Origin of the sequence: Bacillus sp. 2B09, assembly GCF_003946835.1 — a bacterium.
Taxonomy (GTDB): domain Bacteria; phylum Bacillota; class Bacilli; order Bacillales; family Bacillaceae; genus Bacillus; species Bacillus altitudinis.
Map to the genome: position 1 here is coordinate 126,094 of NZ_RPSG01000001.1, position 21,434 is coordinate 147,527.

Sequence of the window (21,434 nt, forward strand, 5' to 3'; positions counted from 1 at the left end):
GGGGGAAGGTGTTCAAATAAAAGAAAGGAGTGTTCAATATGCCTTGGACAATGGAAGATTATCCAGCTTCATTCCAATCATTAGACAAAGTCATTCGAAAAAAAGCACTTGAGATTGCCAACAAAATGGTGCAGGAAGGCTATGAAGAAGGTAGAGCGATTCCAATTGCGATCAATCAAGCGAAAGAGTGGAAAAAGAATGCGACGGAAAAAGAAATGGAGGACTTTCACTCTCATGGTTCTGTGACTCCTTCTAAGAAAAGCAGCTCTGCACGACCTGAGCTCATGGATCATGCGCAGCATGTCGTGAAACATGATGAAGGCTGGGCGGTTCAAACTGAAAAAGCGAAGCGTGCAAGTGAGGTAAAAGAAACGAAACAGGAAGCCATCGACCGCGCGAAAGAGATTTCATCTAAAAAAGGAACAGCAGTTGTCATCCACCTAACAGACGGGACGATTCAGGATGTGGTGAAGCCAAAATAAGACCGCCCTTTGGCGAGCGGTCTTTTCTTTATGCATTCTTTTCTTTTTTAGCGGGTGCTTTTCTTTTCTTAGGTGCTGCTTTTTTCGTTTTTTCCGGTTTTGATCGATCGATAGAAGCCTGCAAAGCGGCCATCAAATCAGTGACATTGGATGAAGCCTCTTTTTTACCTGTCGTTTCTGGTTGAACGGTATGTTCTCCAGAAATTTTGTCTCCAATTACATTCATCAGCTGCTCTCTGTATTCATCGCGATAAGCGGCTGGATCGAATGTGGTGGTCAGCTGCTCAATTAAAAGGAGTGCTGTATCTAACTCTTTCTTCACGATATTTTCCTCTTGCGGGATATTCGGGACGTCTGATACTTGCCTAATTTCGTCAGGGAAATGAATGGTTTCCATTAATAAAATATGTTCGTAGCACCTAACAATCGCTAATTGCTCCTTTGAGCGAATCATGATCTTGGCTACACCGATTTTCCCTGATTCTTGTAACGCTTTTCTTAATAATGAATAAGCCTTTGCTCCGCCGGTATCTGGAGATAGAAAATAACTTCTTTCATAATAGATGGGGTCGATCTCTTCTATCTTCACAAAATCAATGATTTCGACGGCTTTTTCTTCATTTTCTTTTCTCAGCCTTTCGAGTTCTTCCTCATCCAATTCAATGAATTTATTTTTGGCATACTCGTACGCTTTTACAATTTGCTCTGGCGCTACCTCCTCGCCGCAGTTAGCACAAACCTTTTTGTAGTTAATCGGCGTATGGCATTCTTTATGAAGCTGTCTTAATTTAATATCTTTGTTTTCTGTAGCGGTAAACAGCTTGACTGGAATATTCACCAGTCCGAAGCTAATGCCACCCTTCCATACTGTATGCATCGTAACGCCTCCGTTCTTTTCTCCTTACTATGTAATGTTTTCATCAGAGTTATGTATGTTTATGAAAATTTCATCCCACCATAAGAACACATGATGTAAGGAAGTGAAAACACAATGAAACCGATGCGTTTAACGTCTGCACATGGTATTCCTGTTGGAGCAGACTGGTTGTATGAATTAAAATATGATGGCTTCAGGGCCATTCTTATTTGGGAAAAAGACACCATCCATTTAGAGAGCAGAGCGGGAAAACGATTAAACAAACAATTTCCTGAAGTCATTGAGCAGTGCCAGCAACTAACGAAGCAGCTTGCACCTTTTTTACCGCTGACCCTAGATGGAGAATTGGTCTTTTTACTGAGTGAACAAGAAAGCGACTTTACTAAAGTTCAGCAAAGAGGCCGCCTGAAAAACACAGAAACCATTCAACGCCAGGCTAAGCGGTTTCCATGCCATTTGATTGCATTTGATCTATTGAGATGCAAAGGGAAATCCCTCGTTGATTTACCGCTGATTGTAAGAAAAGCTGAGCTGCATGAGGTGTTCCAAGCAGCAAATCTTCCTCCCTCCGTTCAGCTGAATCACCCCTCTCTTCTTCAAATCATCCAAACCGATAGCAGCCCTGATGACATGAAAAAAATCATGCTGACCTATTTAGCGGAAGGATTAGTTGCTAAAAAGAAGATGAGTAAATGGCAGGAACATACCCGATCGAAAGAATGGCTCAAAATCAAAAATTGGCGGTATGTATCTGTCATCGTGACTCGTTTTGATAAAGACAATGGCTATTTTCAAGGATGTCTTTATCAAGAAACGAATCTCATAGAGGTTGTCCAATTTAAGCATGGTTTTTCTAAAGAAGAAGAACAAACCCTGCGTACCTTATTTCTAACCAAAGGTCAAATGACTGAAGCATCACATTATGAAATCCCACCATCCATTGTCGCAAAGATTGCCTGTATCTCTTTTGATGGATCAGCCTTACGAGAGCCCCGGTTTTCTTCGTTTTTATTCGATGCAGATCCAGAAACGTGTACCTTTCAACACATGCTCAAACAGCTTTATCCGCTCCCAGCTTTGATTGACGTCACCCACCCAGAGAAACCGGTTGTACCTGCCCTTCATATCACAAAGGCAGATTACTTACTTTATTTGAGGCAAGCCGCTCCCTATTTATTACCCTTTTTACGTGAAAGACGTCTTACGTTAATACGCTTTCCTCATGGCACTGGTGGAGAATCTTTTTATCAAAAGGCAACGCCCGATTATGCGCCTGATTTTGTTGAGACAGATCAAGCGCACGATATTACTTACACAATCTGTAATGATCCTGACACGTTGCTTTGGCTTGGTAACCAGCTGGCGATGGAATTTCATATTCCTTTTGAAACGAGAGATACAGATCGGCCTGTAGAAATTGTATTTGATTTAGATCCGCCTTCTGTTAAAGAGTTTCATCTAGCAATAGAAGCAGCCAAACGAATCAAGGCCATTTTAGATGGACTCTTTCTCACCGCATTTATTAAAACAAGTGGTGGGAAAGGGCTACAAGTTTATATCCCATTGAAGAAAAATGCCTTCACATATGAACAAACTAGACAATTCACTGCGTTCATCTGCAAATTTTTATGTGAACAAGCACCCGAGCTGTTTACGCTAGAGCGTCTAAAGAAAAACCGCGGCAACCGTTTATATTTAGACTACCTTCAACATGATGCTGGAAAAACAATCATCGCCCCGTATTCCCCGAGAGGAAACGAGCTCGGACTTGTTGCAACACCGATTGAATGGGAAGAATTAAACAGCGAAGAATGTCACCCTTCTTTATTTACGATGCCGGCTGTTATGAAACGTCTAAAGGAAAAAGGCGACCCATTCCGGCAAATGAGGCACCATGTGAATGATGATTCTTTTCGACAAGTTTTATATCAGCTGCAGGACATGTTACCAGCTCATAAAATGGACATACGCGGTCATTAAGCGTTACACTTATTCATTAGAGAGAAAGAAAGGGATGACCATTTTGACCGCACACTCAATACGAAACATTGCCCTGATGTTCTTATGTCTTACCGCAGGAATAGTGGATGTTATTGGCTATTTAAGCCTAGGGCACGTGTTTACAGCAAATATGACGGGAAATATAGTACTGCTTGGCATTGCAGCAGGCAGTTCATTGCAGTTAACCGCTCTTCATTCCATCACGGCACTTAGTGGATTTGTTCTAGGTGTTTTACTAGCTGTTGTCATAGGTGGAAAACAAGAAAAAACATTTTGGCCAAAAGCCGTTACACGCATCTTTATCATAGAATTCATCATCTTGCTTCTATTTGCTCTTATGACCATTTTTCCTTATACGCAAGGTGCTTATTTTATGCTGATTATCCTTTTAAGTATGGCGATGGGCATGCAAACGGCGGCCGCACGCAAATTAAATGTCGCTGGCATTTCTACAACAGTTTTAACGAGTACACTTGCTAACTTATTTGAAGATTTGGCGCAGCGCTTATCAAATCGGGAAAAAAGAAAAGCCCCTATTCAGCATGTGAGCTTGCTGCGAATCGGTTCTATTGTCTTTTACTGCCTAGGTGCTGCTTTAGCAGCGTATACAGATGCGTACGATCCGTTTATCATCATTTGGCTGCCTATTTGCATCCTAGGGGTTATTGTGATCACAGCTACATTTAAGCACTTTCACCAATTGAAATAGCCAATCTTAGATGGCTATTTCAATCACTGTGATGAAACATTAATAACTTCTTACATAAAAACCAGGAGGACGCCCCATAATGAATGTGGAGCCATATGGAGAATATCCAGAAAACGTCCCGAACCCCCCATATCCAGGGTAACCTCCTAAGCCCGAGAACACGCCAGGGCTCACATAATACCCGCCAAAGCCAATATGAGGTCCCACTGCTCCGCCGCTAAAACCGCCGCCATGAAAGCCTCCATACACCCGTGAATCCATACAATCACCTGCCTTCAACTTACACCTCATTTCATCATATGCGTGACAAATGGAGCGGTGTTCCCTCTTTTGTAACAATTTCTATGTACAATAGACCAATTTGATGAAATTTGAATGAAAAGTCCTGCAAAAAATTAAATTAAGCAAAGAAAGGTGACCTTTTTAACTTGTTGCTCTGCCCAATGTTTATTTAGAATAATGGAGCAGGTAACAAATTTGCACACCCCCTTTGTTGCGAATTCTTCTTATTAAACGTTCTTGCAGCGTTTAATAAGAAGAGCCTATTTTCACCCATATAAAAAACCCTTGCTGATCATCATCAACAAGGGCGAGATATGATTGGGTGATTAACCACCAATGATTTTTTCTGCTACTTCGAAAGAACCCGCTACATTTTCAGTTAAAACAGCCGCAGCGACCGCTAAACCTACAACGAATAATACTTTTAATCCTGTTTTCATCTTATATCAACCCCATTCTTTTCATATGTAAATCCGCTTCTAAACTTTTATTCAAGTAAAAAACAGACTGCTCATAAAGTGCTTGCTTTTCACAATACTTTGCAGCAAAGTGAGAAAGCTCTTTCACTTCATGATATTCATTCTTTTCTTCTAACTTTCTTAATTTCTCATTAATTTGCTGAAATCTTTGTGGTACATTCGTTAAGTAAAGATCATGTACGATGCCTATTTTGAGCTGAAACACTTCATGAGAAGCTTCTTTCATTCGGGCATATGCAGCCTCTATATACTGGCTTGCACGCTGCTTTTCACCAATCACACAGAGTTCCCGGCTGATCAGATACGTAGAATGGAAAAAGAAATCTGAATCATAATACTCTTGATGAGACAATGCTTTTTCAAGATGTCGTATAGATTCTTTCGGTTTATTCCAAAATGAATATAAAATGGCCACATTATGGTGGTGCTGAGCCAGCATAAAATCATCCTGTTCGCTAGTCAACACCTCTTCCGCTAAACGATAATTCTCAAGCGCTTCTTCGTACCTGCCAATCTCTGTAAGGTTAGCTGCAATAAGAGAATATGAAAGTGCAGTTCTTCTTTCATAGTGCTTGTGACGCTTATAGACGTGTAGAGCCCTACGAATATAACTTAATGAAAGCATAATATGACTCAGGCGATAGTAAAGCCACGCGACCTTAAAATCGAAATCAGCGCGTTCGATTTCACTTGGAATTTTATCTAAGAGCTTTTCCGCACTTTGATACATCTGTAATGCAACCTCATAATTCCCCTGATGCTGTTCATACACACCCTCATAAAAATCAAAATAATAAGCAAGGCGATTAGACAAATCATCATCTTTTTTCCCATAATGGCCTTCTATACTTTTCGTTGAAACATTGCCCTTTTGCCCTCTTAAATTGTACATCAGAATATGATGCCTTTTCTCTAGAAGAGAATAATACATGAGGATGTCAGCATCATCAATTTCCTCTACTGCCTGTTTCGCTTTAGCAAATAGCCGTTCTGCCTCATCTGCATGATCTTTTTTGATTTCCATGTTCCAGTCATTTAATAGTGATGCCAATTCCGCCACAGGAACTTTGCTCATTCTACACCCCCAATCACCTTCAGCTACACCACATGATTTCACTAAATATGGAACTTCTATTAGCAATTGCTAATTAGTCCATTTGACATCATTTTAATATGAATCACTTGAATCTTCAATAACCGATTCCTTCGTTATTGCGTTTCTTTCTCCTAGTCAATGATGCATACACTAAAAATTCCGTCTTTTTTCTATTAAAGGACACGGTTGAATTGAAAAAAAGCCCTTATTGGGCTTTTTGGATTTATTCCAATCTGATAATGGTTAATGCCGCTCCAACAGATCCCCCGCCAAGTAATACTACGGTTGCGACTAAACCGAATATTTGAAGAGAAATTTGATTCCCTGCTGCAAGTGTTGTAATGAGAGATACATTGTAGGTAGATGTAGATAAAGCAGGTGTTAAAATAGACCCTGCTATGGGGGTTCCGTTGTTAATTACTCTTGTTCCTGCCAGAAGTGCAGCGTTTGTATTTACTTGATACGTGATGAAATATCGTCCTGAAACAGGTACAGTAAACACCGTATTACCACCACTTACGGTAAATCCATCTAAACTTTGGTTATTAGGCAGCGTCACTGCCGTTCCGCCCAAAACAACCAGCACCGTACTTCCCGACGTATTGGATGCGTACATCGAGTTAGTTGTTAAACTAGTACCGGTTGGACCTGTGTCACCTGTGGCTCCGGTTGGACCAGTTACTCCTGTTGGACCTGTGGCACCAGTTGTGCCCGTTGCACCGGTTGAACCCGTGGCTCCAGTCGGGCCGGTTATTCCTGTTGAACCCGTGGCTCCCGTTGGGCCAGTTACTCCCGTTGGACCCGTCGATCCCGTTGAGCCCGTGGCTCCCGTTAAACCCGTCGATCCCGTTGAGCCCGTGGCTCCCGTTGGACCGGTTATTCCTGTTGAACCCGTGGCTCCCGTTGGGCCAGTTACTCCCGTTGAGCCCGTGGCTCCCGTTGGACCAGTTATTCCTGTTGAACCCGTGGCTCCCGTTGGACCAGTGACTCCGGTTGAACCCGTGGCTCCCGTTGGACCAGTGACTCCGGTTGAACCCGTGGCTCCCGTTGGGCCAGTTACTCCCGTTGAACCCGTGGCTCCCGTTGGGCCGGTTACTCCCGTTGAACCCGTGGCTCCCGTTGGGCTGGTTACTCCCGTTGGACCCGTGACTCCGGTTGAACCCGTGGCTCCCGTTGGACCAGTTATTCCTGTTGAACCCGTGGCTCCCGTTGGGCCGGTTACTCCCGTTGGACCCGTGACTCCGGTTGAACCCGTGGCTCCCGTTGGGCCGGTTACTCCCGTTGAACCCGTGGCTCCCGTTGGGCTGGTTACTCCCGTTGGACCCGTGACTCCGGTTGAACCCGTGGCTCCCGTTGGGCCAGTTACTCCCGTTGAACCCGTGGCTCCGGTTGAGCCGGTTACCCCCGTTGGACCAGTTACTCCTGTTGAACCCGTGGCTCCCGTTGGGCCAGTTACTCCCGTTGAGCCCGTTGCACCGGTTGGACCAGTTACTCCGGATGAACCCGTGGCTCCCGTTGGGCCAGTTACTCCCGTTGAACCCGTGGCCCCGGTTGGACCAGTTATTCCTCCACACATATTAAGTTGGGCGCACATGTCTCTCACTACTTTCAAACTGTGGAATCATCAAGACATACACACTAATACTGATAATTGAGAGAAAACGAAACGACAATACTTCCAGTCGAGGTTCCACCAGTAGCTAAAATCCCAATTGAGTTCAGATCACTGAGCGTAATGGATCGACTCTCTCCTGGCGGTACCGTGAAATCAGGAACAGCTGTACCGTTTACCTCTAAAGCCACGGTAGGTGCCACAGCCACAATCCCATTGTTTTCCACCATGATGGTTCCGTTTATGACATAAGGTGTTCCATCTGTCCAGACGACAACTGCATCAGCTGCTGCTGCTAAATCAAGTGTGAAGCATACTGCATCATTTACAAAGCCCGCTTGTTCATTACTACATCCGCCTAAAATAGCCATTTTAACCCTCCTTCAACCTAATCTTGATAGACTATGATCCATTGATATTGGATGATTGTGCGATTATCACAGCTTCAAAGCTTTATTTTTCTTCTTTGCACCATGTTGATTTGCATGTCTAATCGTGCTTGCACACTTTCAGTTGATGGAGATTTCAAGATAAATTTCACATCTTTCACAGTAATCGCACGACTTTCTCCTTTTTGGACAAGAAGATCATAACAAAATGTACCAGTTTGAATCCTAATTGCGACTGGTACATCCTGATGATCTTGATGATGCAACACAACAGTTGCCGTATTGAGAAATTTTGTTCCATTCCGCCATACTTCCACCGAACTGGACGATGTGGAAAAACAAAGAAAGATGTGGTGAGATTCTATGTTTTTTAAAATAAGCGCATCATATACAGGAAGCTCTACTTCAATCATTCCACATAAAAAAGAAAGATCGACAAGAATTTTCGAACTAGATCGATACAAAACTTTTTGACAGCATGTTGATCTATTGCAGCACGGTACAAGAAGTTCCAACAGCACACAATTTTGCTTTTCATTGATAGAGCTCAAAGAAAAATAGCAAGTCTTAAACACACTTCTTTCAAAAAACACCCATGAGTAAAAAGGTTCCCCATCTTCCATGGTGAGCAAAAAGGGAGAACTCATCGAACGTTTGTGAGTAAAGCCTTCTAATTTTGTTTGATTGTTTATCTCTTTTAGTTTACTCATCAACAGGTTTGTCACTTACAATCAGCCCAATTCCATGCTGTATACATAACTATATGGTCTTTTATCATATGTGCCTTTGACTATTTTGTGCGCGATTGGATTAGATGATGAGCATAGCTTTTCATTTTTCAAGTTTCTCTATATAATATGAACAAGAACTTCCGTGCCTCAGTAGCTCTAGAAGGGAAGAGCGCCGTAAAACAATTGTAGCTGGCGGGTCGCAAGGCAAGGGTTTCAGAAGCACCGAAAAGCAAATGAGCTGAGACAGGTGAAACTCCTGTCGGTGAAATTCCGTAGGGAAGCGTGTTGCCCCCTAGCCTATGCTTACGAAAGGAGTGCGGGTTCGAATCCCGTCTGAGGCTTGATGAATATGGAGGATGAAAACAATGCAGGTTTTTGAAGAATATGTAAGCAACATCGGTCATCCAGAGCTGAAACAGCGCATGCAAGACATCTTACAATGGATTTCAGACACATTCCCTCAATTAGAGCCCAGAATTGCTTGGAATCAGCCCATGTTCACAGATCATGGCACATTTATTATCGGATTTAGCGTCGCAAAACACCACATTTCTGTCGCACCAGAAGGAAAAGGGATTGATCACTTTTCAGCAGATATTGTACAAGCTGGTTATGACCATGGAAAAAAGATGTTTCGGATGAAGGAAAGCTTACCGATTGACTATCCTCTACTTAAAAAAATCATTGAATTTAACATTGAAGACAAAGCAGATTGTTCCACATTTTGGCGAAAATAATAAACACCCCGATCTGATTTCATAACAGATTGGGGTGTTTTTTCGTGGACTTACATTTTATTTGGTTCTCTCTCCTGCCCATTTCTGCTCCACCCATTCAAAGCACGACAGAAGCAGGCTAACGCCCTTTTGGAATAGCGGCAAATAAACAACCGTTACCGCCGTTAAACAAGCGATCACAGCACCTGCCAGCACATCAAATGGATAATGAACACCTACCCAAATCCTTGAAAATCCTACAGCGCAGGCAATGAAAAGCCAATAAATACGACGCTTGTGAAAAAGCCATAAGACTATACAAATGGAAAAAATAAAAATGGTGTGATCACTCGGAAAAGAGTTGTTCACTTCCTTTTCGATTAAAAGATTAACATGATTCAATTCTGCAAAGGGCTGCTGATTGGAATAAAAGAGCCCAGCGACTTTCCCTAACATCTCTGCCAAGATAAAGGTCAACCCAGCAGATATCATCATCCATCTGTTTCTTCTGCTCCGATTTTGAAACCACATGATCAAAAATATGATCGCAATGAACATCACTGAATATTCAGCCAATCCAATAAGAACTGGATTTAAGACATCGTGATTCATACTAAGTTGATTAATCGACCGAAATACCCGTTCATTAAACTCCTGCATCTCATTTCATTCCTTTTGCTTCGTTTAGGAAAAGGATAAATGAAAAAAGAAGACCGTGACATCGATCGAGCGAACAAAATAAAGGGATCATCTCACATTTTTGTTACTTCGTTGTCATTCGGATACCAAGAAACAAAGCACTATTTAGAATGATACTGCTCCCATTCTTTTTTCAGCAAAGCATATTGATAGGTGTTTTCATATTTGAGGGTGCCATCCTCATTTGTAGTAAATGAAACAAACTCAAGAAAGAAGCCTTCTTTCCTCATGCCTAAACGTTCGCATAATGTTTGAGATCGATCATTGTCATCCTCTACATATGCATATAAACGCCTTGCTCCTTGATTGACAAAAAGATATGACAAGAGCGCTTCAGCACTTTCACGGGCATATCCCTTTCCTTCATATGACGCATGAAAATTCCAGCCAATCGAATACGTATCCGGCTCATCTTTTAGATAAAACAGTTCACCGATAATCAACTGACTTTCTTTTAAACAAACCGCCATATAAGAGTGATCTGCTTTTCTTTTTTGCACCTTAGCTACCGCTTCTTCTAATGTAGAGATTTGATCATCCAGAAAACAATTCACTCTTGGTTGAGACAAGTATGCAAGCATTCCGGGTGCATCTTCATCACGAAATGGTCTAAGAATTAACCGATTTGTTTCTATTTTATCCATAAGACTCTCCTTACTACTTTTTCTTTATCTTTCACTATTTTAGATGTCATGGACTGTTTTTGCCAATTTGATCGTATGAACGTATCCATTTTTTTAAACATAATGTCATCAAAACTGATATAATAGAACATAAGTTTGCATTTTATTGAAAAGGGATGACTTGAAATGATCAAAACGGTAGAAGGCAATATCTTAGACGCAGAAGAAGACATCATCTGTCACCAAGTGAATTGTAAGGGTGTCATGGGAGCAGGGTTAGCAAAGCAGATCAAAAGCAAATATCCAAATGTGTATAAAGACTATAAACGGTTATGTGCAGAACAAGGAGATGATTTATTAAGCTCCGTTCAGCTCATCACAACGAGCGACGGAAAAACCATTGCCAACTTATTCGCCCAAGTTGGATACGGAAGAAAAACAAAACAAACAGATGACGACGCATTACGCAGCTGCTTTGAACATCTAAAACAGACAGTGACAAATCTAAATGAAGAGCATCCCCTTCATTCTATCGCCATTCCTTATGGGATCGGCTGCGGCTTGGCAGGCGGCGATTGGACGATTGTTCGAGAGATGATGGAAGAGGTTCTTGGCGATTGTGAAGTGACGGTTTATCGGTTTAAATAGGTGAAATGAGAAATTCTGATGAAAACAAATATTACAAAAACCCTCCTTCATTTATTTGGAGGGTCATTTGCTAATTGCTATTTGTTATTTTTCAAATAATTTAGCACAGCTTCTTTATCTTCCTCATCTTCAGGTAGAAATCCGAACGTTTCGTATTCCCAAACGGCTATTCTTTGATCACCATCAATACCTAATGAGAAAATATCTTCATACCCATATTCAATCGAGAATTTACCTGAATGCTCCATCTCAAGCGTGAGATTAGTCCATGAACCATAATTATTTTTTTCATAAAATGTTTTTAACTGTCTAAATAATCGTGTTAACTCAACTAAAAAATCCATATATATTGATCTACTGATATTAAATAATTTAGGTATATTGTGCCCGTAAATAAACTCCTTATCACCCTTTTTTCTAAAGTAAAAAGTTATTTCTGCTTCGTGTTTGACCACTTCCGTATACATTCGTATTTTTTCCCATTCAACTGGAATGTTATCATGAATAAGTTCAGCTATTTTTTGATAGATAGAATCTATTGTTATGTTTTCCATATTATTCACCCTCCGATTTTATTTTCAATAATTAGATACTTTTCTTTTCCTTCTATGCTATAAAACACACCAAACTCAGAGGGTCTAATTGAATCATTTAAATATTTCGGCTCAATTATAACTTCTACACGCTTTGGTGGATCAGATGCTAATGCTTTTCTCCATTTTTGTTCCATCTCATACCATTTCCCGCCACTACGATTAATCTGCGAATTCATCGGCACCAGATTATCAATATCACCAGAACCTTTAAAAATAGACGCTATCAGATGACCACCATCATCATCCAGCAATCGATCCGGCTTTCCTGAATTGGATTGAGCATATTGGTTTCTTTTGACCTCTCCATATTTTAAATCACTTGCTTCGACTTTGACAATGCGACCATAGTGATCTGTTGTGTAGGTGTAACCTTGCTTTGTTGAATAAACGACATTCGGTTTTAATACCTTCTTGCGTTTCCATCTCACATAATGATCTCCGTAACTGACAACGGTCGGTGGTGATTTTGGTGCCGGTAATCTTCTGCCTGTCTGAGAGATACCGTATCCTGAGTTGTTGTCTAGACGCTTTGCCATGGAGAGAAGTTTATTTTTGAGATTTTCTCCGTCAAACACGTTATACGGCAGCTTCGGTCCACCAGCCATTTGAAACTTTGGTGAGTATGGCAATAGATTCGGAATAGAGACTCTATCTATTGATTTTGCCCCTTGTTCAAGGCCTTTCTTCACTGTTGTTTTGGCAGCTGTTGTCCCTGTTTTTGTGATGGCTCCTGCCCCTTTAGAACCAAAGACAATTTCTGCAAGAGAACCAGTCGCATAGGCGAACCAGTGTGACCGTGAATACGCGTCACCATTTATGACTTCTTTTTGGAATGAGTCTGAAATCGATTTTCCAATCGCTTTCGATGTTTCAATTGGATGTGAAACAGCCGTTACAACTGATTCCACAGCCCCACCAGGGTCAGTGACAAGATCATAGATTCCGGTCACTGTATCTTTTGCCACATCATATAGACCAACTGCAGCACCTTTTACACTATCAATGAACACCTCCGATGCTTCTTCCTGTGCTTTGATGTGGAGAAGCTGACTGTAATACATTTTTTGATCATATGTGAGATTCTCATAACCGATCTCATCTACAATCTCAAAGTATTTCGCTTCTGATAGACACGAAGGATCATTGAGCTTTTCTTTCAGTTCTTTGATTCTTCTTTTTTCTTTTTCTTCTTTTTTCACCTTTAAATAGGCTTTCACTTGAGCATCAATCTGATCATGGTTCTTGTACACGTCTGTCTCATGAAATGCTTTTGCATCATAATACATTGGCTGAGCATTTTTTCCTTTTCCAGTAGCAGCCATCATCTTTGCATAAAAAGTGTTGAGGTGGTTCTCAACCGCTTCTGACTTTGCGTATTCCGTTTTTAAATCATTGTCTATTTGATGTAAAACTTCAATGGTCTCTTTTCTTTTTTTGTTCGCATCGTCTAAATGTTCATTGACCTCTTTACTTGAAAAAGTATGTAATTCAATTAAATCACTGATATCGTCAAAAATAGTGGAAAGTGCCTCTTTTTGTTCTTTGACCATATCTTTATTGTTCTGAATCCCTTGTTTCAATTGAGTGTCTAAAAAGTGCTCATCAATAAAAGTACTCCCGCCTAATGATTCATCATCAAGCTTTCCTTTCACCCCATCTAAAAAAGCTTTCTGCATATCGATAAAATCAAGATATGTGTCTGTGTACAGCGCAAGATCCTCATAAAAAGATTTGATATTGTCTGCACCTTTTCCAGTAAATTCATCACCTAAGCCCGACACACTTTTTAATGCTTTTTTCACAAGTTTCATTTCTTCTTGAAGCTCATGATAGGCCTTTGATCTCTGTTCTACAGCTGATAGTAAAGATGGAGCATCTAATATTTTCATATAAAAAAGACTCCTTTTATGGCATATTCTTTTACTAGAATACCATAAGGAGCCTGACACTTTAATCCACTTTATCGTTTTTTAACCAATTTTGAAGAATTTGAACATACTCATTGAATGAGATGCTGTTATCAATAGGAATTAATAAGGAATCCTAATAAAGAGAAGGGCTTCCCTCTTCTCTTATCTATCTCCATATACAAAGCTATATTCTGTAACTAAATCATCTCCCCAACTATCACTAAAACTTATTGAAGCTGGGCCAACACTAATGGAAATACCATTTATTGTTGCATAAGTGTGATGATATTTTGTGATAATATTTGCAGGATCTCCTTTTTTAGACTTTGGAACAAGTACATCTCTATCCATTGTTATAAATTGAGTATCTCCATAGCCAGGTGAAAGAATAACTCCATGACCATAATTTTTGTATGAGTCTGTATCAGCTGATAGTTGTTTATCTTCTGTTACATGTGTGAGGCCACCTTTACCATCAGCAACGGCCTTTTGTTGCTGCCAATACCCCTCAAAAGTACCTGATAAAGGGACTGCAGATGTATCCCAAGCTACTGCAAACGCATCTTTTTTATGGTTAACAGGCTTTTTAAACCATTCGGAATAAGAATGATATTGATATTTATAATTAGTTCCAGATGTACCTTTATAAAAAACTTGTTGAGAAATAAGCAGTTTGCTATTTGTTGCCGGATCGGTTGGCGGTAAAGATGATAAGGTATGTATTTTATCAGATTCTCCTAAATCACCATTATCTTTCAACCCTACATCTTCGTATGAAATACTTTTTCCTGTGAGCTTTTTATACTTCTTTATGTCCTCTAATTTTGTTTTTGCAATCCGCTTTTCATTCTCAGAATTATATTCAATTCGTTCTCCATCTAGTGAATTATAATATGTAGTAGACTTGACAACTTCAAGTTTGACTGAATGTTCTTGGCTTGTATTATCTTTAGTTTCCTTACTTTTTGCACTTGAAATACCCCCAAACATTGTCAATGAGAATACGAAAGCTAGTAAAATGAGTATGAACCTGATTTTCATCCCAAACACCTCCGCCCACACACTACCATATAAAGAAAAAATCGTAAATATCTCAAGTATGGTTTTTATTATTATAAGAAAATACAAAGATTAGAATTAACCAAAAAGACAATACTTCAAACAGTCCACTGTTGTATATTTTTGAAAAAGGTAAAATCAAAGTAAAATAAGTTAAAATGATGGCTCCTAACAACATATATAATGTGCGTTTCATTTACATCCCCCCAACAATTTTTTCTCAACGATATCATATTTTTTAAGACCTTTCAAAAATGATTTAGCAAAGTTGCTCTTATAGTCTACACTTCGGTAGGCAGTACTCACATAGATTACTTTCACGTTCAAACTCCATCACAACTTCATCAAATTATGATAGCAATCATTAAGACACTTATTAATTTTTTGCATCTCAAATCACTTGGGGTTGTAATGCCACCCTGTAATATTCTGTTTACCATTTATTTATTTTCACACCTACATAACTTTCTCCATCCCTTACTCCAAGTAAACACAAAGCTAAAAAAGGTGAAACTATACTCCACTAAAAAAAGAAAAACCCTATTATAAGAGTTTTTCTTTTTTGGAATCGTACTCTTTAATAATATCAATTGGATCAATCGCATCATCATCTTGTGTATATTCCTCTACATAAGGAGTAATTAATTTCTCAAACTGCTTTTCATCATCCACTAGAGCAATACAAGTTTCATACCCTTCAAAATCAGATGGGTATAAATTTGCAACAGCACTACCGGTTTTTAAAGCCTGATCTATCGCATTTTTTAATTCCAATAGACCCTTCCTGTTTCCTAAAATCAATGCTTCTCTGTGATGAGTTTCTTGAGCATATATATTACACATCTCTAAAACATCATCATCGTCCACTTGAATAGACATATAAAAGCACCTCCGAAGTTAAATTTAGTTCATTATATAATTCTTAATGTCAACATGCCAAAGAGCCATGACCTCAAACGTCTGATCCCAATAGTGATTGCGGACACCGCAAACAAAAATAGCTCAAACTACTTAACTGTACTTTGCTCCTTTTTATATTTTATTACTTTTATAATTCTATAAAATATTACAGCAACATAGCACGTAACTAATGTAATCAGATATTCAAAAGGAAAATCTCTTTGTACACCTTGATAAAGAAAAATAGCCAAAAGGACTGTAAACAAAACTATTTGAAAAACTTCTTTTTTTATCATCCAAATCCCCCGATATACTTTCACTTACGTTTTATACTTTTAATTACAATCCAGAGAAAGTTATGTTACCGTGAAATTATAAAACAATCAGTCTCAACATTCTACAGTCAGTTCCATATTTAGGATTTAAGTAACAAAATTGAAAGTATGTACTATATTTGTTTTTACCTCCTATTGTTTTCTTCTCTTTCTTCATAAAAACATCCTGAAATTCTTCATACATTTTTTCAGCTTTTCAGAATCCCATACTTTATACAGCTCTCGCATAAATATATACAGTGAAATTGGGTAATACCCAGATTTCCTCTAACTGACATTAAAAGTTTCCTCTTCAAAAAGCTTAATAAATTCATTTGTTTTTTAGTATCTCTATACGCTGCCATCAAAGTAAATGGAGCATCTAATATAAAAAAGACTCCATTATGGCATATTCTTTTATACCATAAGGAGCCTGACACTTTAATCCACTTTATCATTTTTTAAACAATTATACTTCGCAGTGATGAATTAAAACCCTATCCCTTTTATGATCCTGCACCTCTTGAGGAAAGTAACACTATCTCATCTTTAACATCTGACTGAGTTTGTTGTACAACAGGCATTCCAAGAATTGTACCTAATAGCAAAGCAGTAGTAATCATCATCATTACTTTTTTCATGATCATATGACCTCCTTTCCTATAAGCGTACAAGATTTTAAAGCCAATTCCAAGAAATAGTTACTTTCTTCATAAAGATTTAACTTCTTATAAATGGAGGCAACATCAGGAGCTAAAGCCTCTATATCAACATATGCTTTTCTTTCTTCCAAAAGTCCTAGTTCTTTCTTAATATCCTCAGAGCTTTCCTGTGGTGTTGTATAACATTTCTCAAGGATATTGAATTTCAAAATAAAGTTTGTGTTCTGCTGTTCTTTAGAAAAGGCTTTCCCCTCAGCAACCCAACTTATTGCCTGATCCAACTGATTTGATTTATAGCTTGATCTTGCAAATTCATACGCACATTGTAAGTATGAAACGGGAGCTGACTGTTTTAGATCATCTGCGGAAATTGCTTTGTTGAAATATTCAATTGCTTCTATATGGTGGTCATCCTGAATTTTTAGAAATCCTAGATCATAATAAGCTAACGCTAACAATCTCTTATCATTCTTTTCAATTAGTCTCTCAACACAATCCAAAAGCATTTTTTCAGCTTTGTCTAGTCTACCATCATCAATCAAATTCAGTGCCAACAACATATTACAGTTTATGGTCTGTATGCTGTAGCCTTCATGACCCTTGTAGATGTCCTTTGCTGTTTGTAGATGATGGTGAGAAAGGAGCGTGACCTTATTGAAATAGTAGAGTGTACCAATTTTATAATGGAATTCGGCCTTTTCAATTTCATCATGTACCTTGTCCAGTTGTCTCTCAGCTACTCTGAATAGGACTAGAGCTTCTGAATAGTTATTCTTTGCACTCTCATACATACCTTTAAAAAGATAAAAGTAAAACCTTAGCATGTCATCTGTTTTGACTCTTTCACTTTCTGTTATGGTTGGTTGCCCAACTAAATCTTCCATAAGCACCTTAAACCTGTAATCAAGAATATTGAAATAGAGTAAAACATCTTGATTTTCTTCCATTTCGCCTAACATATCTTGAATCTCATCCCTCAACTCTACTGCTTGTGAAACTTCTCTCTTTTTAATATGTAAATACCATTTGTTGAGAGTGTTTGCTACATCTACAGAAGCAATCAAATTCGACATTCCATTACCCCCTTGCTATCATTTCCTTTGTATAATTTTAACATGACATTTACAACATATGTAAAGACAAGGTGCTTATTTTAAAAGTTTTCGGTATCCCGCAAAATACAATAATGTTTATTTATAAAAGGTATGTTTTGTGTAGAACGCATTAAAATAGGAATGACATGGCAGTGAATAGTTAAACATAGGTATACTGTAACACAAGAAGTAACAAATGTTTTCTAGCGTAAGTTTATTACATAGAAGAAGCGTTTCCTCTTCAAAACATGAAGAATTGCTTAGAAGTGATATTGAGGCATATACTGATCGCGTTCCCACAAGTGTACTATATTGTCTTTATATGTCTTCGTGGATCATCAACCTTGATTTATTGGATTTTTAAGCACTGAATTACTGATTAATAAAAACAGATGTAATATAGAGAGCAACTCTAGACAGAATGCTCTCTTTTGCATTTTTTCCTAAAATGATCTTCCATCAGTATGGACAGCCTATGCCAGATCAAAGCTTAATAAAGGAAACTTGTTTTCATAGCAATATGTTCTCCGAGATTCACTAATAGTGGTTCATCATTTTTTTCTAGAAATTTAGCTATTTGCTGTAAAATCTCATTAATTTTATCGTTGATTGGCATATTTGGATTCAATAAGAGAGCGTTGTTAACCGTAGAAGCTACTTCATAAAGATCATCTTCATCTTTTGTTTTTTCAATGTGATATTGCATCTTTTTAAAAAACCATTCAATTTCGTTCAAATCAACCATCGGGTAATATTGAATTTTATAAAGATTCTCTTCATCAAGGACGTCCAATTCAAATATGGCTTCAAGTTCTTCTTTACTTAAATGAACTTCAGAAAGTTCATATTCACCCTCTGCTGCTTCCTCATCAACACTGTACTCAACTGTATAAAGCCCCTCAATGAATTCATCAAAGGAATCTGCTAACTTAAAGTCTTCTTCCATCTCAACATCATAATAATGAATTGCAGGATTCTCTTTCGTTTTTCGATAATCCATCGTTACCCAAGTGTGACCATCCCCAAAAATCAAAACAAGCCCTTCTGGCAGCTCCCACTCTTTTATTAAATAGGCACTATCCATAATTCCTTCATCTTCAGCAATTCCCAGCAGGTGATTAAATTGAATATGATCCTCAGCCCATGAATTAGAGTGAGTGGTTGGAAAAGCATTATGAATGGTATTACCACCATTCTGCTCTAATATGAGCTTTTTATATGTATCTGGCAAAGTGACACCAAGTTTCTTTTCAGCTTTAGCTATTTCTGCTTCGTTGATCTTTTTTAACGTATAGTAACCTTCCTCGTCTATTTCCCAAAATGATTTCAAGATGAATGCCTCCTAGTAAAATATGCACATAAGTATACCATCTTGCTGAGTATATTTAACAATTTAGGCAAAATAAAAGAAGAACCTTAGTTACTTAGTCATTCACGTTGTCTATTTTTGTCGAAACGATAGTAAAAAGAAGGTACTTCATGTAAAATTTCCTTTGCACCTAAAAATCAGGAGGATCCAATATGAAGAAATTATCTATATTCATTTTTATTTGTTTAATGATGCTAACAGCTTGCAGTAGCGCAGCATCAAATGAAAAACAGCTCACGACAGCCAATATTATTGAAGCTTTTAAAAGTGCTGGCCTTGAAGCAGAAAAACCATCTGATCTTAAACAAAAAGAGTTTGGAAATATAAGAGAAGAAGGAAAAAGAATTCTCGTTCCTTCCTTAGGTGAAAATGCTGGCGGAAGGATTTTTAAATTTGGAAATGAAACTGATTTACAGCAGGCGAAATCCTATTATGATGAGTTAGGCAATGCTGGATCTATGTTCTTCTCTCACACCTATTCAAAAGGAAACTTTTTATTACAAATGAACGGTGAAATGAAAGATGCTGAATTTGAAAAGTATAAGAAAGTAATGGATGAGGAAATAAAATAATTTCATATATTTTTAGAAGAAGGAAGGTCAATAAATGTCATCATTTTGGCTGCTAACAGTTATCCTTACGATCGTTATACTTGTTGTTTCTGTTATCTTTAAAAGAAAGAATGCACCTTTACAGTATGGAATACCATCAATTCTCATCTTCATCAGTATGATCTTATTATTAATCAGTTTTTTCGTAGGAAAGTGGGAAGGTTTAGGACTGGGTGCAATCAGTATATCTTTACTGATTGCATCTGTGATCACTTTAATTATTCATAGTACCTTGAGTTATTTTAGTCATAAATAACATAGAGCCACTTCTGCATAAGAAGTGGCTCTTTCGATTAATTAAAAGTGAAATAGAGAAAGTGGAATCTCTATGTGTGTCATAGACTTCACGTATCACAAGTGCTGTTCTCTAATCATTCAGTAACTTTAAGATGAGTTTCAGAGCAATGTGATAGCTTTTAGATGACCCATAACCACCCACTAGAAACTGAAACTTCTGATCCCAGTCAAAAAGAAAGTCCTCAAAATATGGATTGACCTCTTTTTCCATCAGTTGCATCAGCCATCACCTTTTTTCTTTGCTCTCTTTATAGTAATTTGAACCGAATCATCGACAGATCGAGCGGTGATCCGCTCAAGCTCTGCTTCTCTCGTTCGGTTTGCAAGATCGAGACCACGCAGCCTCAATTCATGCTCTGACATAGTTTTCATTATGTCGACTTTCTGCCTAATGGCTTTATCACGTTGTGCGGTCACACGTGTCAGAGCATCTTCTATGCTCAATATCTTCTCCAGTAGCGGCGAGTCTGTCTCCTCAATCTGGACCACTGCTAGACGTTCATTAGTTATAGGAACAGCTTTAATCAGACCATTTTTATCTGGAGCCTGTACAACGTCTTTCATCTTCCGCATTTGCTGCAAGACTGTCCGCTGCTTATCAGTCAATCCATTCTCATATTTAGTGATCAAGCGCATCATTCTTGTTTCACGAACGCTCAATAATCGTATTGATAGATCAATTTGGTACAGAGGATCAGTCTCAACTTCAGTAAAAAGCTTCTGTTCCTTTTCATCCATGTACTCAAACATGATCGTTTCATATTCACCAGTCTTGAATGAATTCTTGTTTCCTTTAGGAGCTGCGCCACCCCTATTTCCTTTTGCATTTTGGTTACCAGGTGGCGCTTTACCGCCTTTGTTCCCCCTGGCATTTTATGGCTCTACGAAACCAAAGTCCATGCCCGCTCTAAGCAAAGGCCGATTAATATGTGAGATGGCCAACATGACATCATCATGTGACTGTACCTCAAATTGTGGCAGCACACGTATTTACTCCCTTTTGGAGCCCCGGGGCGTTTAGTAACGTTACCATTGGTTTTCTCTTTCGGTTTAGTAACGTTACCATTCAATTTCTCATCCCAAGAGTCTTGGTTCTTCCATTTGCGGATAAGCGTTTGGGAACACTCTAATTCTTCAGCAATGTCTTTCAGTAAGCGGGTTCCATTGCTTTCCTTCCACAATTGGAATGCCTGATCTCTTTTAGGATTTCTCGGTCTAGCCATTCCTCCGAGCTACTGAATTAAGTTTGAGTTTGTTTTTAGAACAATAAAAAAAGGA

At 38.7% G+C, this 21,434-nt stretch carries 23 protein-coding genes and 2 pseudogenes; 7 read left to right on the top strand and 18 right to left on the bottom strand.

The genetic code is table 11. From position 1 onward, the window contains the following. Positions 1–38 precede the first annotated feature (38 nt). Positions 39–482: a DUF2188 domain-containing protein gene (locus EBQ12_RS00640; RefSeq protein WP_125588805.1), complete on the top strand. Its 444-nt coding sequence runs from the start codon at positions 39–41 to the stop codon at positions 480–482. Between the two features lie 28 nt (positions 483–510). On the opposite strand, the gene ku is transcribed toward EBQ12_RS00640, so the two are convergent. Further along, positions 511–1,359, bottom strand: coding sequence for a non-homologous end joining protein Ku (gene ku, locus EBQ12_RS00645; protein ID WP_035391954.1), 849 nt, complete (start codon positions 1,357–1,359; stop codon positions 511–513). 114 nt (positions 1,360–1,473) lie between these two features. Between ku and EBQ12_RS00650 the strand changes: the two genes are divergently transcribed. Both EBQ12_RS00650 and EBQ12_RS00655 read left to right on the top strand, forming a co-directional pair. Beyond that, positions 1,474–3,339, top strand: coding sequence for a DNA ligase D (locus EBQ12_RS00650; RefSeq protein WP_125588807.1), 1,866 nt, complete (start codon positions 1,474–1,476; stop codon positions 3,337–3,339). Between the two features lie 34 nt (positions 3,340–3,373). Next, positions 3,374–4,069, top strand: coding sequence for a YoaK family protein (locus EBQ12_RS00655; protein WP_125588809.1), 696 nt, complete (start codon positions 3,374–3,376; stop codon positions 4,067–4,069). A 39-nt stretch (positions 4,070–4,108) separates the two neighbouring features. On the opposite strand, the gene EBQ12_RS00660 is transcribed toward EBQ12_RS00655, so the two are convergent. The 5 genes from EBQ12_RS00660 to EBQ12_RS00680 all read right to left on the bottom strand — a co-directional run bounded on the left by EBQ12_RS00660 (position 4,109) and on the right by EBQ12_RS00680 (position 8,637). After that, the gene (locus tag EBQ12_RS00660) at positions 4,109–4,330 is read right to left on the bottom strand and encodes a hypothetical protein (protein ID WP_024719106.1); all 222 of its coding nucleotides are present in this window, start codon (positions 4,328–4,330) and stop codon (positions 4,109–4,111) included. 462 nt (positions 4,331–4,792) lie between these two features. Further along, positions 4,793–5,905, bottom strand: a complete 1,113-nt coding sequence (locus tag EBQ12_RS00665; protein WP_056703282.1) for a response regulator aspartate phosphatase — start codon at positions 5,903–5,905, stop codon at positions 4,793–4,795. A gap of 244 nt (positions 5,906–6,149) precedes the next feature. Then, entirely contained in the window at positions 6,150–7,520 is a 1,371-nt protein-coding gene (locus EBQ12_RS00670; protein WP_125588811.1) for a BclA C-terminal domain-containing protein, read from the bottom strand. 44 nt (positions 7,521–7,564) lie between these two features. Further along, positions 7,565–7,909 carry a DUF3992 domain-containing protein gene (locus tag EBQ12_RS00675; protein ID WP_008343952.1) on the bottom strand — a complete coding sequence of 115 codons (345 nt, stop codon included), beginning with the start codon at positions 7,907–7,909 and terminating at the stop codon, positions 7,565–7,567. A gap of 74 nt (positions 7,910–7,983) precedes the next feature. After that, the gene (locus EBQ12_RS00680; RefSeq protein WP_017367305.1) at positions 7,984–8,637 is read right to left on the bottom strand and encodes a CotZ-related putative spore coat protein; all 654 of its coding nucleotides are present in this window, start codon (positions 8,635–8,637) and stop codon (positions 7,984–7,986) included. Positions 8,638–9,023: 386 nt separating this feature from the next. Here EBQ12_RS00680 and EBQ12_RS00685 point away from each other — a divergent pair, with 386 nt between their 5' ends. Then, complete coding sequence (locus EBQ12_RS00685) at positions 9,024–9,395, top strand: iron chaperone (RefSeq protein WP_008343954.1); 372 nt, start codon at positions 9,024–9,026, stop codon at positions 9,393–9,395. 57 nt (positions 9,396–9,452) lie between these two features. Here the strand turns inward: EBQ12_RS00685 and EBQ12_RS00690 are convergent, their stop codons facing one another. Next, positions 9,453–10,034 carry an undecaprenyl-diphosphatase gene (locus EBQ12_RS00690; RefSeq protein WP_008343955.1) on the bottom strand — a complete coding sequence of 194 codons (582 nt, stop codon included), beginning with the start codon at positions 10,032–10,034 and terminating at the stop codon, positions 9,453–9,455. A gap of 140 nt (positions 10,035–10,174) precedes the next feature. Further along, positions 10,175–10,717, bottom strand: coding sequence for a GNAT family N-acetyltransferase (locus EBQ12_RS00695; protein WP_017367304.1), 543 nt, complete (start codon positions 10,715–10,717; stop codon positions 10,175–10,177). A gap of 165 nt (positions 10,718–10,882) precedes the next feature. Here EBQ12_RS00695 and EBQ12_RS00700 point away from each other — a divergent pair, with 165 nt between their 5' ends. Further along, positions 10,883–11,344 carry a macro domain-containing protein gene (locus EBQ12_RS00700; RefSeq protein WP_017367303.1) on the top strand — a complete coding sequence of 154 codons (462 nt, stop codon included), beginning with the start codon at positions 10,883–10,885 and terminating at the stop codon, positions 11,342–11,344. 77 nt (positions 11,345–11,421) lie between these two features. On the opposite strand, the gene EBQ12_RS00705 is transcribed toward EBQ12_RS00700, so the two are convergent. From EBQ12_RS00705 to EBQ12_RS00735, 7 genes are all read right to left on the bottom strand, one after another. Continuing rightward, entirely contained in the window at positions 11,422–11,898 is a 477-nt protein-coding gene (locus tag EBQ12_RS00705; protein WP_017367302.1) for an immunity protein YezG family protein, read from the bottom strand. 5 nt (positions 11,899–11,903) lie between these two features. After that, on the bottom strand, positions 11,904–13,829 hold the full coding sequence (locus EBQ12_RS00710) for a T7SS effector LXG polymorphic toxin (protein WP_017367301.1): 1,926 nt from the start codon (positions 13,827–13,829) through the stop codon (positions 11,904–11,906). Between the two features lie 183 nt (positions 13,830–14,012). Next, on the bottom strand, positions 14,013–14,891 hold the full coding sequence (locus EBQ12_RS00715; protein ID WP_125588813.1) for a hypothetical protein: 879 nt from the start codon (positions 14,889–14,891) through the stop codon (positions 14,013–14,015). A gap of 561 nt (positions 14,892–15,452) precedes the next feature. Continuing rightward, on the bottom strand, positions 15,453–15,788 hold the full coding sequence (locus EBQ12_RS00720; protein ID WP_113747389.1) for a hypothetical protein: 336 nt from the start codon (positions 15,786–15,788) through the stop codon (positions 15,453–15,455). 841 nt (positions 15,789–16,629) lie between these two features. Further along, entirely contained in the window at positions 16,630–16,764 is a 135-nt protein-coding gene (locus EBQ12_RS19595) for a hypothetical protein (protein WP_255201816.1), read from the bottom strand. 2 nt (positions 16,765–16,766) lie between these two features. Further along, positions 16,767–17,858, bottom strand: a complete 1,092-nt coding sequence (locus EBQ12_RS00730; RefSeq protein WP_035700873.1) for a Rap family tetratricopeptide repeat protein — start codon at positions 17,856–17,858, stop codon at positions 16,767–16,769. Between the two features lie 511 nt (positions 17,859–18,369). Beyond that, positions 18,370–19,209 (bottom strand): SMI1/KNR4 family protein, encoded by an 840-nt coding sequence (locus tag EBQ12_RS00735; RefSeq protein ID WP_035700871.1) that lies wholly within the window; start codon positions 19,207–19,209, stop codon positions 18,370–18,372. A 191-nt stretch (positions 19,210–19,400) separates the two neighbouring features. Between EBQ12_RS00735 and EBQ12_RS00740 the strand changes: the two genes are divergently transcribed. Beyond that, complete coding sequence (locus EBQ12_RS00740; protein WP_024720408.1) at positions 19,401–19,820, top strand: hypothetical protein; 420 nt, start codon at positions 19,401–19,403, stop codon at positions 19,818–19,820. Between the two features lie 34 nt (positions 19,821–19,854). Continuing rightward, positions 19,855–20,115, top strand: a complete 261-nt coding sequence (locus EBQ12_RS00745) for a YesK family protein (RefSeq protein WP_125588815.1) — start codon at positions 19,855–19,857, stop codon at positions 20,113–20,115. 51 nt (positions 20,116–20,166) lie between these two features. Here EBQ12_RS00745 and EBQ12_RS00750 read toward each other — a convergent pair. The 3 genes and pseudogenes from EBQ12_RS00750 to EBQ12_RS19470 form a co-directional block, all read right to left on the bottom strand. After that, positions 20,167–20,367 (bottom strand): annotated as a pseudogene (locus EBQ12_RS00750) (phage terminase large subunit); the annotation flags it as partial. Positions 20,368–20,375: 8 nt separating this feature from the next. Then, a pseudogene (gene terS, locus EBQ12_RS00755) lies at positions 20,376–21,029 on the bottom strand (phage terminase small subunit); the annotation flags it as partial. An 8-nt stretch (positions 21,030–21,037) separates the two neighbouring features. Continuing rightward, positions 21,038–21,379, bottom strand: a complete 342-nt coding sequence (locus EBQ12_RS19470) for a phage terminase small subunit-related protein (protein ID WP_430384041.1) — start codon at positions 21,377–21,379, stop codon at positions 21,038–21,040. Positions 21,380–21,434: the final 55 nt, after the last annotated feature.

Bases quoted from the DNA above. Each gene is read 5' to 3' on its own strand.
- EBQ12_RS00655 (WP_125588809.1), top strand. From the start codon at position 3,374: ATGACCATTTTGACCGCACACTCAATACGAAACATTGCCCTGATGTTC.
- EBQ12_RS00720 (WP_113747389.1), bottom strand. From the start codon at position 15,788: ATGTCTATTCAAGTGGACGATGATGATGTTTTAGAGATGTGTAATATA.
- EBQ12_RS00700 (WP_017367303.1), top strand. From the start codon at position 10,883: ATGATCAAAACGGTAGAAGGCAATATCTTAGACGCAGAAGAAGACATC.
- EBQ12_RS00715 (WP_125588813.1), bottom strand. From the start codon at position 14,891: ATGAAAATCAGGTTCATACTCATTTTACTAGCTTTCGTATTCTCATTG.
- EBQ12_RS00705 (WP_017367302.1), bottom strand. From the start codon at position 11,898: ATGGAAAACATAACAATAGATTCTATCTATCAAAAAATAGCTGAACTT.
- EBQ12_RS19595 (WP_255201816.1), bottom strand. From the start codon at position 16,764: ATGAAAAAAGTAATGATGATGATTACTACTGCTTTGCTATTAGGTACA.
- EBQ12_RS19470 (WP_430384041.1), bottom strand. From the start codon at position 21,379: ATGGCTAGACCGAGAAATCCTAAAAGAGATCAGGCATTCCAATTGTGG.
- EBQ12_RS00710 (WP_017367301.1), bottom strand. From the start codon at position 13,829: ATGAAAATATTAGATGCTCCATCTTTACTATCAGCTGTAGAACAGAGA.
- EBQ12_RS00675 (WP_008343952.1), bottom strand. From the start codon at position 7,909: ATGGCTATTTTAGGCGGATGTAGTAATGAACAAGCGGGCTTTGTAAAT.
- EBQ12_RS00690 (WP_008343955.1), bottom strand. From the start codon at position 10,034: ATGCAGGAGTTTAATGAACGGGTATTTCGGTCGATTAATCAACTTAGT.
- EBQ12_RS00650 (WP_125588807.1), top strand. From the start codon at position 1,474: ATGAAACCGATGCGTTTAACGTCTGCACATGGTATTCCTGTTGGAGCA.
- EBQ12_RS00670 (WP_125588811.1), bottom strand. From the start codon at position 7,520: ATGTGCGCCCAACTTAATATGTGTGGAGGAATAACTGGTCCAACCGGG.
- ku (WP_035391954.1), bottom strand. From the start codon at position 1,359: ATGCATACAGTATGGAAGGGTGGCATTAGCTTCGGACTGGTGAATATT.
- EBQ12_RS00680 (WP_017367305.1), bottom strand. From the start codon at position 8,637: ATGAGTAAACTAAAAGAGATAAACAATCAAACAAAATTAGAAGGCTTT.
- EBQ12_RS00665 (WP_056703282.1), bottom strand. From the start codon at position 5,905: ATGAGCAAAGTTCCTGTGGCGGAATTGGCATCACTATTAAATGACTGG.
- EBQ12_RS00640 (WP_125588805.1), top strand. From the start codon at position 39: ATGCCTTGGACAATGGAAGATTATCCAGCTTCATTCCAATCATTAGAC.
- EBQ12_RS00695 (WP_017367304.1), bottom strand. From the start codon at position 10,717: ATGGATAAAATAGAAACAAATCGGTTAATTCTTAGACCATTTCGTGAT.
- EBQ12_RS00660 (WP_024719106.1), bottom strand. From the start codon at position 4,330: ATGGATTCACGGGTGTATGGAGGCTTTCATGGCGGCGGTTTTAGCGGC.
- EBQ12_RS00685 (WP_008343954.1), top strand. From the start codon at position 9,024: ATGCAGGTTTTTGAAGAATATGTAAGCAACATCGGTCATCCAGAGCTG.
- EBQ12_RS00730 (WP_035700873.1), bottom strand. From the start codon at position 17,858: ATGTCGAATTTGATTGCTTCTGTAGATGTAGCAAACACTCTCAACAAA.
- EBQ12_RS00745 (WP_125588815.1), top strand. From the start codon at position 19,855: ATGTCATCATTTTGGCTGCTAACAGTTATCCTTACGATCGTTATACTT.
- EBQ12_RS00740 (WP_024720408.1), top strand. From the start codon at position 19,401: ATGAAGAAATTATCTATATTCATTTTTATTTGTTTAATGATGCTAACA.